13 protein-coding genes are annotated in these 15,234 nt (G+C 43.5%); 2 read left to right on the top strand and 11 right to left on the bottom strand.

Going from position 1 to position 15,234, the window contains the following annotated elements; genetic code table 11:
* Positions 1–102: 102 nt before the first annotated feature.
* Entirely contained in the window at positions 103–897 is a 795-nt protein-coding gene (locus NCCP2331_RS05495; RefSeq protein WP_251669127.1) for a VLRF1 family aeRF1-type release factor, read from the bottom strand.
* Positions 898–1,028: 131 nt separating this feature from the next.
* Positions 1,029–2,636, bottom strand: a complete 1,608-nt coding sequence (gene nagZ / locus NCCP2331_RS05490) for a beta-N-acetylhexosaminidase (RefSeq protein ID WP_251669125.1) — start codon at positions 2,634–2,636, stop codon at positions 1,029–1,031.
* A gap of 790 nt (positions 2,637–3,426) precedes the next feature.
* On the opposite strand from nagZ, the gene NCCP2331_RS05485 reads away from it, so the two are divergent.
* Positions 3,427–3,642: a hypothetical protein gene (locus tag NCCP2331_RS05485; RefSeq protein ID WP_251669123.1), complete on the top strand. Its 216-nt coding sequence runs from the start codon at positions 3,427–3,429 to the stop codon at positions 3,640–3,642.
* Between the two features lie 51 nt (positions 3,643–3,693).
* Here the strand turns inward: NCCP2331_RS05485 and NCCP2331_RS05480 are convergent, their stop codons facing one another.
* The 9 genes from NCCP2331_RS05480 to NCCP2331_RS18385 form a co-directional block, all read right to left on the bottom strand.
* A complete protein-coding gene (locus NCCP2331_RS05480; RefSeq protein WP_251669121.1) occupies positions 3,694–6,900 on the bottom strand; it encodes a chromosome segregation protein SMC in 3,207 nt (1,068 codons plus the stop codon).
* Positions 6,897–7,586, bottom strand: coding sequence for a hypothetical protein (locus NCCP2331_RS05475; protein WP_251669119.1), 690 nt, complete (start codon positions 7,584–7,586; stop codon positions 6,897–6,899). Before NCCP2331_RS05475 ends, NCCP2331_RS05480 begins: the two co-directional genes overlap by 4 nt.
* On the bottom strand, positions 7,549–8,940 hold the full coding sequence (locus NCCP2331_RS05470; RefSeq protein WP_251669117.1) for a hypothetical protein: 1,392 nt from the start codon (positions 8,938–8,940) through the stop codon (positions 7,549–7,551). Before NCCP2331_RS05470 ends, NCCP2331_RS05475 begins: the two co-directional genes overlap by 38 nt.
* Complete coding sequence (locus tag NCCP2331_RS05465; RefSeq protein ID WP_251669115.1) at positions 8,916–10,127, bottom strand: DUF2399 domain-containing protein; 1,212 nt, start codon at positions 10,125–10,127, stop codon at positions 8,916–8,918. Before NCCP2331_RS05465 ends, NCCP2331_RS05470 begins: the two co-directional genes overlap by 25 nt.
* A 179-nt stretch (positions 10,128–10,306) precedes the next feature.
* Complete coding sequence (locus NCCP2331_RS05460) at positions 10,307–10,942, bottom strand: O-methyltransferase (RefSeq protein WP_251669113.1); 636 nt, start codon at positions 10,940–10,942, stop codon at positions 10,307–10,309.
* 322 nt (positions 10,943–11,264) lie between these two features.
* On the bottom strand, positions 11,265–12,662 hold the full coding sequence (locus tag NCCP2331_RS05455; RefSeq protein WP_251669111.1) for an MATE family efflux transporter: 1,398 nt from the start codon (positions 12,660–12,662) through the stop codon (positions 11,265–11,267).
* Positions 12,663–12,835: 173 nt separating this feature from the next.
* Entirely contained in the window at positions 12,836–12,958 is a 123-nt protein-coding gene (locus NCCP2331_RS18390; protein ID WP_255425142.1) for a hypothetical protein, read from the bottom strand.
* A gap of 178 nt (positions 12,959–13,136) precedes the next feature.
* Complete coding sequence (locus NCCP2331_RS05450; protein WP_251669109.1) at positions 13,137–14,090, bottom strand: bile acid:sodium symporter family protein; 954 nt, start codon at positions 14,088–14,090, stop codon at positions 13,137–13,139.
* A gap of 154 nt (positions 14,091–14,244) precedes the next feature.
* On the bottom strand, positions 14,245–14,367 hold the full coding sequence (locus NCCP2331_RS18385; protein ID WP_255425143.1) for a hypothetical protein: 123 nt from the start codon (positions 14,365–14,367) through the stop codon (positions 14,245–14,247).
* Positions 14,368–14,636: 269 nt separating this feature from the next.
* Between NCCP2331_RS18385 and NCCP2331_RS05445 the strand changes: the two genes are divergently transcribed.
* Positions 14,637–15,203, top strand: a complete 567-nt coding sequence (locus tag NCCP2331_RS05445; protein WP_251669107.1) for a cupin domain-containing protein — start codon at positions 14,637–14,639, stop codon at positions 15,201–15,203.
* Positions 15,204–15,234 lie beyond the last annotated feature (31 nt).

Genomic DNA, 15,234 nt, shown 5'->3' with positions numbered 1-15,234 from the left:
CCCCCTTTAAATATCATTCCGTTATAGTATTCTAGAATTACATAGATAATCCTCTTCTCCATCAAAAAACACACTGCTGACAATAAGCAGTGTGTGCTGAGGTTAACGAATTTCAAATACTTTTTGGATGATTTGATCGTTCTTCATTTTACCGAAGTTCTTATGCTGACAGCTTTCGGGTTTCTCGGAAAGCACCGAAGAAAAACTTTTGGCCAATTCCGCCTCGCCGGCTACATGGACTTCCTTCCAACCACGCTTTTTCTTCATTTTCCCTACGACAGAACCCATTTGCTTATAAAATCGGTCCAGGTTCTCTTTCAGTCGCTGGTCAAACTCGTCTGTATGCCCGCCGACGCCGCGCTGAATCGAAGACTTTACACCTTTTTGCTCTTTCCAGACATCCAATCCTGAATCAAATTCATACACAGTTTCATCACGAATCCTTCCCATCGCAGTGTCCAAGATGCGAACATCGCTGTACCCTGGGAGTATAATTCCGGCTTCCGGGTATGCTTGTAGCATAGACTCCAATTCCTTTGTAACCGGATGATTTTCCCAATGAAAACTAGTCTTAACTGCCACCTGGACATAGTGGACAGACCAGATTTCAGGTTCAGCCGCCGCAAAAATAACAGCACCCTTCGCCAGTTCGTTTTGATTGTGCTCAATTTCTTTCATCACTTTGTCCTTCACCAAGCGATAGGCAGTCAGCTCTTTTTCATCATTTGAGGCAACGATATATTCATCCAGCCGTTTCAGTCCCGACTTCAAATGAATTCTCCAGGCTGCCTGCTGCTGATCCGGATCGGCAGGATTCGTATTCAAGTAAACGGACAGTACGCAACGGTCGTCACAGCGAAATGCCTTCAGCTCTTTTACCTCTTCGCTCATGCTCATCCAATCATCCTCCTCGTCATTCCTCACAAGTAGCATGCCCGTTGAGCAGAAAATTACAAGAGGATGGGAGCTGTGAAATTCTTCAAAAGTGTTTTGAAGCCTAGTGGAAAAAAATTTGACCAACCGCATGGTCACTTCACTTTCATTTTCATGAGCAGTTCTTCTATCTGCTCATTGAGCCCATCAACATCTACTTCCTGATGTAATTCATCATTCAGCTCATATATTTGTTTCAATGTGAGAATTCGTTCCATACTCTGATTTATTCGCTTTTCCGGAAGTTCACCTGACGACACCGCCGCTTTTAACGAAGCCAGCACATCCTTAACAGGCGTATAGCCGTGTCCAATAAGCAGGATATCTCCACCGGCCTGAATGGATTTGACTGCTGCATCACCAATGGGATAATAATTTTCAATCGCTCCCATGATCAGATCATCTGTAATCACCACACCGTCAAAATGCAATTGTTCGCGCAGCAATTCAGTGATCACTGCCTTAGAAAACGATGCCGGCGTCTCCCGGTCATACGCATTCACTATCAAATGGCCGACCATTACAGCATCTGCACCACTTTCAATTGCTTCTTTAAATGGCCTGAGTTCCACTTTCTGCAGCCTTTCTGCACTGTGAGGGATAACCGGCAGATCAATATGCGAATCTACGCTGGTATCACCGTGGCCAGGAAAGTGTTTGATGACCGGCACCACATACTTTGATTTCATGCCTTGTATCTGCTGCACACCCATTTCGCCTGCTAGCTGAGCGTCGGGTCCATATGATCTGTCCCCGATTACAGAATTTTCCGGATTGCTGTCCACATCAAGCACGGGCGCAAAATCCATATTGATGCCAAATGAATCGAGCTTCTCACCGAGCAGTTCTCCTATCTGGAATGCAACATCCCCATCTGCCAGTTTGCCGATCTGCCGATTCGAAGGAGTCTTCACTAATTCTTCTGGAAGCCTGGTAACGCGTCCGCCTTCCTCGTCCACACCAATCAATAAAGGGGCTTTGCCGCTTTTATTCGCCTGTTTCATTTCATTGATTAAATTCACTGATTGTACGATGTCGATAAAATTTCGCTTAAATAAGATGACGCCGCCTACATGCTGTTCTGCTATAAAAGCTTTTGCCGCTGAATCCAGCTCAGCTCCTTCGACACCCATTATTATAAGCTGTCCCAGTTTTTCTTCCATAGACATGCCAAGCACATCCTTCTGAATCTCAGCACTCGGTTTATGGACAACAGACAGGTGATCTATTGTTGCTGTCTCATCCGAAGACAAAAATACAAATTTCATTTGGAACTCCTCATTCAGTTCATATACAAGGATATCCTGCCCGTCCACATGACGAATTTCAGCTGGAACTCCCACTATTTTCTCAGTCTCTGCACGGGTAATCTTTTGCAACTCAGGCGCAGATGAACGCAGGTCAAACACCCGGTTATTCTCCGTCATTCCAATTGCTGCATCATGATCTTCATATACTGCATACGTCCCGTCGCCTGCCCGATCTGTTCGGTCTGGATCGCCTAAGCTTTCGTTTACTTCCTGAAATTTTGTGATGCCCGCAAACCATCGCTCGTCCGGAATTTGTCCGTGCCTGGCCAACTCCTGAACCTCAGCCAGCGTTCTCTCAGCCTGATTTTCTTGTTCTTTGTTCGAACATGCCGCCAGCAATAGAAATAACATACTGAAAATCAGCAGCCGTATGGCGTTATCTCGTTTCTGCAAAAATCCACCCTCTTTATTTTAAAATAGGTCTCATCGCCAAAACATGTGCTTAATATTGTGCATAGAAAGCAGTTTGGAGGTAAAGGTAAGTAGAGAGAAACCGTTCCCCTGCGTTCCAGGCGGACGCGTGTCTTGCGGGCCCGCGGTGAGCCAACTTGGTCGCGAGCTCCCGCAAGTTGTCTCACCTGTCGGGCTGATCCTCACAGAGTCGCCTAAAACCAGTGCTCCTAACGCTGCGCTTTTACTCGCAAAAGCCGTTCTTCATGACGGCTTTCACTCCGGTACACTGGCTGGTTTTTCAGGAATTTTTATATGAATAGCAGTCATGAGCATGCTATTTGAGTTTATTACGTAAAGTGTGGCGTTTCATGCAATACTTAGCATTCTGCAAAGGCTTAGATTCTTGTGTTGAATGCATTACAAAGTCGAGAAACGGGAACACCACCAACTAAATCCACACTCTGCAAAAAAGCAACATGTTATACTTTCCCCACATCAGCGAAGGCGCAACTGCGGGGTAGGCCGTTGCTATGAGACAACTGGCGTGTTCTTCGCCAGATGGCTCATAGCGTAAGGCAATCCCCCAGCGCCGAAGCGGGTTTAAACTGCAGCATGATTTTCGCAATACATACATGACAAGTTATCAAGAACAGATTTTGGTGCAGACCCTATATTTTGTTATTGATTCCCGCTATCATACCATTCTTCAGATAATGGAAGAACTCACAAGCCGCAGAATAGAATAAAATATGAATTAGCGGCCATAGTAAGTTGCAGGAGGTGTTTCATCATGAGTAATAAAAACAATAAACAAACGATGAATGAAAGAACCCACAATCCATTTGATACTTATCAAAACAAAAGTAAAGATGCCAGCAACAGCAATAATAATAATCCGAACGATAATTTTCAGGAAGAGTTTTCTGCAGAGTTTGATGCAAAAGCGAAAAATAAGAATAATAAAACTAATCACGATAAAGATCAAACTTCCAATAAAAGAAAATAAAAAACAGCCGCTTAGTTCTGACCATCAGAATAAGCGGCTGTTAGTTTACGTTTAATCTTTTATTCCAATTTGGATTCCCCTTACCTTACTCTTCATTTCTTTCGGATCATGGGAAATGATAAACGCCTTGGAAAATTGGTTGTAGTAGTCCGTATCATGTGCTTTTGGAGAGAGAATAATCAATTTTCTCTGCAATTTACTGGCGTACAACTGAAAGACTGTTGCTTTACGGCTTTCATCCAACGCACTGTCAAACTCATCGAGCACAATAAAGCCCGACTGATTTTCCAAATTCTGAAGCAGTGACAGCGCAAATAATAGAGAACTCAGCGACTCTTCTCCACCTGAAACCCCTTTACCCACACGTCCACCTCGTGCTTTCAAGCTGACATCTTCGAATTTCCCTCGATGGCCTTCTTTCCGCACATAAATAAACAATTTGAAGATGGGCCGATTTTTCTTATCCATAAGTTTTTCAAATTTGATTAGGCCTTCAAATTGAAATTCACCCATATACTGCTGAAAGAGCAAATTGATTTTTTGAACTTGCATTTCAATAGCAGTTTCCAAACGGCGTTCATTTTGGATTGCCCGCTCTTCGTTTTCTTCCAGCAAATTCTTTGCCGAATGAAGCTCTTCTTCTTTACGTTTAACTTCTTGCTCAAGTGTATAAAAGTTTTCTACCGCATTGGAATCAATATTCTCTTCGTTACGAGCATTTTCAAATCCGACCATCGCCTGATTCTGTCGTATCAATAGATCTTGTCTTGATTGTACTGCTGGCGGTTCCAGCAAAGCCTGCTCTACCAATTGAGGGACAAGCTCCCGAAGATCGTTTACTATTTCTTTTTGTGCCGCTTCATCTTTGGACAGAGCAATTCGTTCATCCTGTTTTTCAGATAGCTGATTCCTAACTTGTATGATCATCCGCTGATTAACTTCCTGTTGATCCGCTGCATCCATAATATCTCGCTGCTGTTTACGTAAGAGATCTTGAATATCATCCAATTCATCTTGCTGCTTATCTATATACCGACGCAGCGAACTGAGCTCTTGTTTAAGTTGTTTCAGGAACAATTGCTGTTGCTGCAGGCGTTCAATTTTTTCAGAGTGCCTGCTGAATTTTTCATATACCTTCAAATAGTCTTGCAAAGCAGCAGCTGTTTTCTCTTCCTGACTTTTCTCTTTCCAAATCTCTTGCGATTCCGTTTCATATTCTTTTTTCTCTACTTTCAATTGAAGCTGCTCCGTCTTCAATTGGACAAGCTGTTCTACGCGATACTGCTGCTCTGCTTTTGAAGAAAGAAAAGCCTCCGCTTCTCTTACCTTTTGTACATCGGCATTCCAAACGCGATAGATTTCATTGTCCTCAGAAACTTGCAGTGTGAGCAATTCAATTTCTTTCTGTAACTTTTCAATTTCCTGAACAAGAAATCTTCTTCGTTCCTCTAAAGCCTGTTTACTCAAAATAAACGTATTTTGTTCTTGCGGCCCTCTCACACCTTGCCTGTCAACCAATCTCCCTTTTTGAATAGCTGGCGGTTCTTCTGTGAAAAACCGTTCTATCCACCAAAGAACACGAGCGGCATGATTCTGTTCCTGCTGGGAAAGCCCTTCCTGCATTTGCAATCCCATACCTGGCAACTCCGTGATACTTCTATCGGGAATAAGTTTCTTTAACGAAACATGATACAAGTCATTGAAAGGCCGGCAATTTGAAGCGTCATAAAATATAGTATATTTAATGGCATCAAAGAGGCGTTCATTCTCAATCGGTGTATGATCCATTAACTTAATAAAAGCACGTAATGGAAAGGCTTTGATTTGCTGTTCTTTTAAATAAAGAATAGCTTCCCGCTGACGTGAGGATTCAATTTGATTCTTCTCCAGCATAGCCAATTCATTTTTCCATGCAGAACAAGTAACCCGCTTCTTTTCCAGTAACTTTTTTCTGGTTTCCAATGAATGATCTAAATCGGCAATATCTTTTTCTAATTGGTAGCTGGATAAATAACGATTCATCATTTCCGAATGAAAGCGGCTGTTCCTTTCCCACTGGTCAATGGCTGCTTGGACATGTGATTGTTTTTGTTGATATTCTTCAATGGAAATCTCCGCTTTTTCAATTTGCTCTCTCAGCGTCTCTTCTTGTTTTCCTAAGAGATCGACTTGTTCAGCAGCCGCCGCCAGTCTATTCCTTGTCTCTGTTTCGGGATAAGGCAGCTTCGAATATTCGTCTTGAAGTGCACTCAATTCCTCTTGTAAAGTATCGACTTCACTTTCCACTTCATCTACATCTTTTTCTTTTGCCTTTACTTGAACTTCCGATTGTTCAAGTGACTGTTTTATCTCCAGCTGTCTTGCTTTCATTTTCTCTTCTGCTGCTTTTTGAAGCTCCAGTTCAGCTGTTAATTGACGGGCCTGTTCTTCCGCATCATCTAAATCCAATTTACGCGCTTCCATATATTCTTCGACTTCTTCGCGGCCATTCTCTGCAAGCAATTGAAGCCCATAGGTTGTCCGCGCATACTGAATTCCATTATCGGTAAGACGTTTTCGGTTATCTTCAAAGCGAATTTTATTATTCCTTGCAACAGATAAATTAAAATCATGCTGCTTTTGCTGGTTGGTCGCAATTACATACGCTTCACGTGCCTCTTTCACGATTTCCAGACTCGTCTCCCAGTCTTTCTGGATCCTGTCGATGCCATGCATTTCGCTGAAGATGCGGAATCGCTCTTCCGGCGCCATAACGGAAAATTGGTTTACTTCTTGCTGATACCAGATTAAATAGTACAGATCTGGATGGATTTTATATTTGAATTGCAGTTCCCGTTTATAGGCACTTAAATTATTTTTATTGGCATCTCCAGAACGGTAGGTTTGCCGCAGTTCCAACTCATCCAATTCGTCGCCGACATGGATTTCATAACGCAGTTTGATCGGCTGTTTCGGAGGTTGCTCGCACAGCAGGCGGAACTCGATAAAAAGGGGACCGTCGATGCGGGACTGTCCTTCATTCTTAAATAAAAAATGAATTGCTGCTCTCCATGTTTCATCTTCCGGAAGGTTTTGAGATTTCAATCCTTCAATATCCACTTTACTGGAACGCAGGACGGCTCCCATACAAAAAGAAATCGTCGACTTCCCCGCGCCGTTAGGGCCGGTTATCAAAATATGTTCATCGGCATGTTCCAAAATCATTTCTTCTGCATCATAATCCCGGATACCTGAAAACTGTAATCGCCAAGGGATCACAGGAATCCCTCCTTTTCATACAAATTATAGCGATTGAAAAACTTCATGACGTCTTCTTTTGACAGCTGACTGGAGTGGCTGAATTCGACCATCCGGTGTAAAAAAGAATCTGAGAACATATTAACTCCTATGGCTGTCAGGCGGTAGGCATCCTCTGTATCCGAACCAATATGAATTTCAAGTGCGCCTATTTTTCGCAGCGTATCGATTGCCAGCTGGATGCGCCGGCTGCCTTTCTTCATTTCATGGCCGAATGCCTCAAGCAGCTGAGTCAGTAAAGTATATTCATGTTTCAATACTTCTTGCTGGTAAAACATAAACAGCAGGACGGCAAGTGCTTCTTCCGATAATGTATGACGTGCAGATCGTGCGGGGACGCGCAGCATAACGACGACCTGATCACGTTCTTCATCATAGATCAGCCGGTAATACCGTCCGACAGCCTGATTGACACGAGATAAAAACGAATGAAAATACGCCTCTTCTTTACTTACACCAAGCAATTTTTCCACTTCTTTGCGCGACAATCCAAAGTTATTTGCACGGATGGTAGCGCTTGAAGAAAAGAGAATGGACATAAATGTCTGTTCTTCCCGGTTCGTTAACACACTGCGCAGTGATTGCAGACTATTTAACGAGAAATCTTCACTATTGTCGTTTTCGAATGCTGAATTTTCGGTCGTCATCTTGAATCCACTCCCACTCTTTCTCTATTTCCCTCACGTCTTCTTTCGGCTCTATCTGAATTCTTTTATTCGCTTCAAGTGCCGCAATTCCCAGAAGCTGACGAATCGCGTCCCCCCATTCTGATGAACTTGTTTCAATAATCGTTTCTTCTATTTCTGCTTTACTTTTTCGTTTCAAATATTCCTCAATCTTTTCTGTATCAATGCTCGCCTTCGTCAGCAGCCAGCTCGCTTCATCCACTAAATCATCAATCGATTGAACTTCCAGCGTTTCCTGTCTGAATTCTATATGGTGCGGTGCTTCCATTTCTGCAACCACAGGTTCATAGTTCTCCAGAAATTCGATCCCGCTTTCAATATCAGTATGGGATAGAGGGCTTGCGTATTTTACCGGCATCCAAATGCCATCCAGATCTTCTCCATCATACTGTCCCTGATCCATAAAACTAAAGAGCTGATGTGCGTTCGGGATTTCAGATTCCAGAGGAGGATGAAACATTTTGCTAATAAATGTCCGAACTTTTTCAGGAGAAATCACCGTTTTGAGAGGTGTTTGCTGAACATTCATAAACTGCAGATACTTATTGATCATGCCGAGAGACAAGCTTGTCCCTTCTGCCAGTACAGCTGCACCGCTCTGCATTAAATTACTGAGTACCAGACTGTCTTCAATCGTTTGGAATTCTTTATATCGTTCATGGAGCTTATGTTCTAAATCTGCCATCAACGTATGAATCACTTCCAGTTGCGGCAGCGCATTTCGATCGGCCAATAGCTCCAATTCGCGCTCTTTTAACGTTTCATTGGCATCTTTCACATTACGGATCATACTGGCGATGACATTTCCTCCAGAAATCCCTTTATCATCATAGGCTTCGCTGATTTCGGCATCTCTCCTGGCCTGAAACAGCGAACGGCCGATATCATCTTCCAGATAATAAGCAAGTGAATCATTAGCCAGGCGTGTCAGGGAGTGCATCATCCGTTTTCCAACACTCATCATTTTAATTTGATGCGTCTGTTTACTAATCCAATTATTGCCCGCCAGTATCGTAACGATTTGATGTACGCGCGCTTTAGACGGCGGATCTTCATCGCGGTAGCGCGCCTGATAGCGATAGTACAGTGTATCTGCACCGTCGATCGGTTCCGACAGACCGTATGCTTCTTCGTGAATCAATTCAATAATGCGTAAAAAACGCAGCATCTCTAGCGGCGATTGGAAGACCGCTTCCGATGATAAATCTTTCATCACGCCGGCTAAAGAAATTATATCGCGCATTGCCCGTGTCATTTCAGGCTGCTGTTCATCTGTATGGAAGATAGAAATTACTTGCTGATCCACTTTCTCCACTCGGCCGGACCCCCTAACGTCATTTCTTGTTCTGCTTCCGGAACGGTTTCTGACCATTCCAGATATTCTGGATAGGACATAAAGACATTTCTTTCATTACCAATAAAACGAACTGAAATTCCCTTAGTTAACTCTGCCAAGTCTCTGGCTATAACTCTCCCCGCCGCATCATAATCCACCCAAATTACAATCTGCTGTATGGATGAATTACAGCAGAGCTGCTGAATTAACTTTCTGTGCGCGCCCCGCAGCTGCCCGTCCACTCCGATGATCAGTGAGGAGGTATCTGCTAAAAAATCAAGTTCTTTTGCCATTCTTGTCAGCACCGCACGATTCTCCACCAACCATAAAATCTCTGCGTCCGTTACATAGCTTTCATCCATCACCGCAATTTCGGTTGTCGCATGGACAGTTCCAGCTGAATAATGCGAAAGCTGTCCCGTTAAGTTTCCCGTAAAAAAGATGGGAACAATAGAACCTGTACTGACAATCCCTATTTCACTGATCGGCGCGTCAATCCATTTTTCAATTCTGCGGATAAAATCATCACGATACGAATCAAACACTTTTGATCCGCCAATCCGCCTAAAATAGGTCGCCCCAATTTCTTTAAACTCCATTTGAGATTGCTGGTTCCTTAACTGAAGATACGCAAGTAAAAACTCCGTAAACTTCCGGACTTTTTCTTTTCCCCAGGATTCTTCATCTTTGGTATCAACAACAAAATCTTTGATATGCCGGATGAACAACAAGGGAAACTGTATGTTTGATTTTTCAATCTCCTGCAGCAAGGTTTGGCGCAATAGATCATCCGCCTCCATTGCTTCCAGCTTTTTCACCCGTTCATATTCTTCAAGCCCCGGCCCCATGCGAAACACCGTAGAGTCCGGTGTTCGGCCATCAGATTTAAATCGTATCTCTTGAATTAACCAGCCTTTACGCAAAGCTTCTTGTATCAATTTGCTTGAAATAGCCAGTGAGGTTTTCTTGGAATTCGGCTTGAGCTGTAATTTTAGAATATCGCCGGGAGGATGAACATCATACTCGCCAGCCGCCAAGACATTACCCAATACTTTGTACGTGCGCACTGTCCACTTCTGAATTTCCCATTCGCTTTCGCTAATCTGCTGAATTGACTCTCCGGCTTTGCAAATGTATGTTTCCAGAAATTCTTTCACTGTTTTCATGAGATTGATTCACTTCTTTCTTGCTTCTCTATCCATTCTTTTAACTGATTTTTCGCTCTAGATAAAGAATATCACATTTTACAGTCAGCTGGATTTTATGAAACAGAAAAAAACCGCTGACAACTCTTTAAAAAGAGCCCGGCGGTTTTGTATTCATGCTTCATTATCGCAAAGTCGTTTTATGCTTTCACAATCGAAACGGTTAACCCGTCTCCTGTCGGAATAAGCAGCGACTCTAATTTAGGATGGTTTGCCACATAGGTATTGAATTTCTTCATCGTTTCTGTATGGCGTCTTGTTTCAGTTCCGCCAGCCACGCTGCCCCCTGCTAGTACATTATCAGCAACGATTACTGCGCCAGGTTCCGCGAGCTGTAAACAGAGGTCTAAATATTTTTCGTAGTTTTCTTTATCTGCATCGATGAAGAAGAAATCAAAGCGTTTTTGACTATCGATAAGTAATTGAAGATTTTCAAGTGCTTCTCCAGTCATATAAGTCACTTGATCACCAAAGCCTGCTTTTGTCAGATTTCGATGAGCCAGCTCTGCGTAAGATTGCTGCAGTTCTAAAGAAGTTACCTTGCCTTCCCCAGTAAATCCTCTGGCCAGACAAATTCCACTGTACCCTCCAAGAGCACCAATTTCCAGGACATTTTTTGCTTTGGACATGGAAACCAGCATCGTCAGCAATTTCCCGGAACTCGGCGATACCGAGATAGACGGCATTCCGTTTTCTTTTATGGACTCCATCACTTCCTTCAGCAACGCATCTTGCGGTGAAAAAATTTCATCAATATATTTATTAACCTCTTTCATTCCGACCCATCCCCTTCTTTTCGTTACTGACTTAATCCTACCTCAGATTGCTTGTTAAAGTGAAGTGAGATGCAGCATTTCCGAATAGAAGTGCTCTATGATCACGAATGGGCCGCATATGATCAAGTGCGGGGGTGACATGAGCGTGAGCGGTTGCTCTATGATCGGCTCGCGGCGGCGTATGAGCATGCAGACAGAGTCTATGATCACAAAGAGAGTTTGTATGATCATTCAGAATGAAATCGTACAGCAGAACTCTGATTTTGCCACATAAAAAAGCAGTTCAAAGTATAAGCTTTGAACTGCCATCCCGTATACTTGCTCACACAACATCCGATGCTGCAGACTGCTCTGCCGGCACAGCCGATTCAGGTGCTTCCACCAATGCATAGCGTTCCCACGCCCTGCTTTTCCACCTCAATGCCATACTGACTGCACGAATCCATTCATCCGTTGCAATCGCCAGCCATACGCCGACCAATCCTAAATCCATCACAAACACCAGGAAATAACCAAGCGGCAAACTAATGAGCACCATCGAAATCGCGCCCATCAGCACAGGAAATTTCGCATCTCCTGCCGCACGCAATGAATTGATGATGACCATATTCACCGTCCTGCCAGTTTCCAGCAGACACGACAGCAATAATACCTTGGCGCCAAGCTCGATGATGGCTTCATTATCTGTAAACAGCCGCATGAGCGGATAGCGGATGGACATGACAATAACCACCATGACCGCTGTCATGACAAGCGCCCGGCGAAGCGACTTCCACACTTGATGGTAGACCTCTTCCTTCTGTCCGCTGCCGACCATCCGGCCTGTTATAATCGACGTGCCAAGCCCAATCGCCAATGCGAATAAATAACTGAACATCGACACATTCGTCGCATACTGCCGAGCAGCCAGCGCCTCCGTTCCGAGATACGTCACATAATATAAGAACACAATCTGGCATGCCTGATAAAGCACTTGTTCGAATGCAGACGGCAGACCAATGTGAAGGATTTTTCCGATATACTCCTTTGACCATGTAAAATAGAACTTAAAATCTATCCGGTAATCCAGCACCTTGTACAATAGCCATAGAAAGAATACGACTGCCACAAGCCGGCTGCCGACAGACGAAATGGCCGCCCCTTTGACGCCGAGTGCGGGCATACCGAACTTACCGAAAATCAATGCGTAATTCCCGATGACATGAATGATATTCATTCCCAATGAAACAAACATCGTCTGCTTGGTGAAACCGTGCACGCGGATAATTGCCGCCAGCGCATTAATGATTGCCTGCAGGAAAATCCCTCCGCCGACGATGACTAAATACGCTTCTGCATGGGCAAGCACCTCGCCCTGTAAATTCATTGCCCGCATCATCTGGCTTGTGAACAGCAAGAACACTCCGCTGATGACCAAACCTGCCAATAAATTAAGCGACACGGCGAGTGCCGATATTTTCGCGGCTTCGATATAACGCCGTGAACCGAGATACTGGGCAACCACGATGGCTGCCCCATTCCCTACTACTTCCAATACCAAAATCGCAATCTGTATATATTGATTTGCTGTGCCGACGCCGGAAACTGCCTGATCCGACAGCGCACTCAGCATAAATGTATCCGCCAACCCCATCAGCATAAACAAAAATAACTCAAGAAAAATAGGCCACGTCAAATGAAATAAACTCAGTTTCATCACGGGACCGTTTGCTGCTGCCATCTATTTATCGCCTTCTCTTCATTCAAAATCAAAACAGGAATAGCTTACCACGGAAGAAGGCGTGCCGGATATATACTTTTTCGTTTTAATGTGGACTTTTTATGTCGTTTTTATGCTTCAGCAACACATAAAAAACCCACAGCTGAATTCGCTGCGGGCCGGGTACTCTATGCTTATCTTGTATAAGAAAGAACTGCGTACTTGCTGAAGTTTTTCATAGCGCTTGTTGCTTCAGCTTTCTCTGCATATTCAAAAATCCGTACGTTTTCCTGTTCGAACAATGTGATAACCCACATGTTGTTCAGTCTCCTTTTTGGTTTGTATTTTGATTTCCTTTTCGGAAATGCATAACCAATTTCTTTTGTTACTCTTATCATACGCTTAATATTGGAGAAAGAAACCGTCATGTGAAGGATTTCACAATTCATTCAAACTCAAAACGCTTACATTTGTCAGATTAGTGTCTGCAACCGGTTACTTCACTCTTTCCGTTATCCAGGTTCGATATTTATCTGCCACCTTGCTGTATAAAGAAGCCAGCACTTGCTGGAACAGCATACCAAACACAACAGGCATCGCTACTTTGGGAGGGAAATAAGATGTCGCTATGACCACACCGACTGCAATGTTTCGCATGCCGCCCATGAACATAAACGTAGAAGAGATTTCAGGGTTCTTCCAAATGATATGTGATAGAGCCAAAGCGGCGGCATATCCCGAAGCTGCCAGGAAGAAAACCATGCCAACGATACCGACCAGTTCCCACGTAAACTTTTGAACATACGGTGCCACGGCACTCCCGTTAATTGCCACAATCCCGAATAAACTCAGCTTGGAAAAGGGAGCAAGTTTCGGAGAGAGTTTAGACGGAATTTTTCCTTTTGAACCTTCATTCAGCGCAATACCAAGAAGTGTCGGCAGCAGTACCATCCATATTAAATTCATGATTAGTGAACTTGTGTCGATTGTAATCCGCTCACCTGCAACTACATGAAGGATAGCAGGCATTACGATAGGTGCGAGCAGTGTATCCACCAGAATAATTGACAGGCAAAGGGGCAGATTACCTTTCGTCAGCGTTACCCAGATGACGCTAGTAACGCCTGTCGGGACAGCAACCGCCAGCACAAAACCAACCGTCAGCAGTTGATCATTAAAAACCAGGCTGGACAGGAAGTATGCCCATGCCGGCATGAGAATATGGAGGAATGCAATACTGATCAGCACAACGCCAGGATGCCTTACGACCATGCGGGTTTCCCGAATATTCATATTCAGACTGCCGGCAAACGTAATGAAAGCGAGCAGCCAGGAAACGAGGAACAACAGCTGCTCCCCGATTTGATGAAACAAGACACCCAGGATTAAACTGAGAGGGGTCAAAATAGCGATTCTTCTTTGCAGAAACGTATTAACTTTTGTTAGCATACATCGATTACCTTCTTTATGAAATGAGCAGCAAACTGCAACTATTGTTTATCCATTACATTACATGGACGAAATTCTGAACACAAGTCCAACGATTTTTTATAATAGAAAAAAACCTGCAGCTATAAAACGCTGCAGGCACGGTGCACTGTAATTATCTTGTATAAGAAAGAACTGCATATTTGCTGAAATTCTTCATTGCGTTTGTTGCTTCAGCCTTCTCTGCATATTCAAAAATCCGTACGTTTGCCTGTTCGAACAAAGTGATAACCCACATGTTGTTCAGTCTCCTTCTTGGTTTGTATTTTGATTCCCATACAGGAAATGCATAACCAACTTCTTTTGTTACCCCTATCATACTATCTTTTCTGTGCAAAGAAAGTAGCTTGTGAAGGATTTCACAATTCATTCAAACTCGAAACGCTTACATATGAATAGTCTGTGACAAGTGGATAAACATGGTTTAGCGGTATTCCAGTTTTCCTAACGTAATATTAACCAGTCACAGCCAGATAAACATCACATATACTACTATCAGTAAGCACAATGAAAGGAATGATTCCTTCGAATTATCAAATCCCTTATCTCATGTTCAACTGTTGTATGCCGGTTTATATTCCACTTTGTAACAATATGCATTCTTACCGTTATCCTACGCAGCCGTCATATACAACTAACGCACCCTCTCCGTCAGCAACCATAACTGATTATGGTCCTTCCCCATTTGTCGTCAACATCGAAGAGGCGGCAAAACAAAATAACACATTTCGCACAGCACTATGGACAGGAGAATATCTACAGCTAACTTTAATGAGCTTAGAAGTTGGCGAAGCCATCGGATTAGAAATGCATCCTAATGTTGATCAATTTATTCGGATCGAAGCAGGTGAAGGCCTTGTCCAAATGGGAGATAGAAAGGAGCAACTGGATTTCAAGCGCAAAGTATATGATGACTTCATTTTCATCATTCCAGCCGGTAAATGGCATAACCTCACGAACACAGGTACACAACCGCTAAAATTATATTCCATTTATGCTCCACCGGAACACCCTTACGGCACTGTACACGCAACGAAAGAAATTGCACAAGCTGCAGAGCATCACAATGGATGAATAAAAAATACACGTCTCCGTTAGTCAAGAG

The organism is Sporosarcina sp. NCCP-2331 (genome assembly GCF_023707945.1).
GTDB classification, from domain to species: domain Bacteria; phylum Bacillota; class Bacilli; order Bacillales_A; family Planococcaceae; genus Sporosarcina; species Sporosarcina cascadiensis.
Note: the sequence above shows the minus strand (reverse complement) of the source record. Positions and strands in the feature narration are given on the sequence as shown.

Excerpts from the sequence above, each read along its gene's own strand:
- NCCP2331_RS05495 (WP_251669127.1), bottom strand. The coding sequence starts at position 897 with ATGAGCATGAGCGAAGAGGTAAAAGAGCTGAAGGCATTTCGCTGTGAC.
- NCCP2331_RS05485 (WP_251669123.1), top strand. The coding sequence starts at position 3,427 with ATGAGTAATAAAAACAATAAACAAACGATGAATGAAAGAACCCACAAT.
- NCCP2331_RS05475 (WP_251669119.1), bottom strand. The coding sequence starts at position 7,586 with ATGACGACCGAAAATTCAGCATTCGAAAACGACAATAGTGAAGATTTC.
- NCCP2331_RS05465 (WP_251669115.1), bottom strand. The coding sequence starts at position 10,127 with ATGAAAACAGTGAAAGAATTTCTGGAAACATACATTTGCAAAGCCGGA.
- NCCP2331_RS05460 (WP_251669113.1), bottom strand. The coding sequence starts at position 10,942 with ATGAAAGAGGTTAATAAATATATTGATGAAATTTTTTCACCGCAAGAT.
- NCCP2331_RS05455 (WP_251669111.1), bottom strand. The coding sequence starts at position 12,662 with ATGGCAGCAGCAAACGGTCCCGTGATGAAACTGAGTTTATTTCATTTG.
- NCCP2331_RS18390 (WP_255425142.1), bottom strand. The coding sequence starts at position 12,958 with ATGTGGGTTATCACATTGTTCGAACAGGAAAACGTACGGATTTTTGAA.
- NCCP2331_RS05450 (WP_251669109.1), bottom strand. The coding sequence starts at position 14,090 with ATGCTAACAAAAGTTAATACGTTTCTGCAAAGAAGAATCGCTATTTTG.
- NCCP2331_RS18385 (WP_255425143.1), bottom strand. The coding sequence starts at position 14,367 with ATGTGGGTTATCACTTTGTTCGAACAGGCAAACGTACGGATTTTTGAA.
- NCCP2331_RS05445 (WP_251669107.1), top strand. The coding sequence starts at position 14,637 with ATGAAAGGAATGATTCCTTCGAATTATCAAATCCCTTATCTCATGTTC.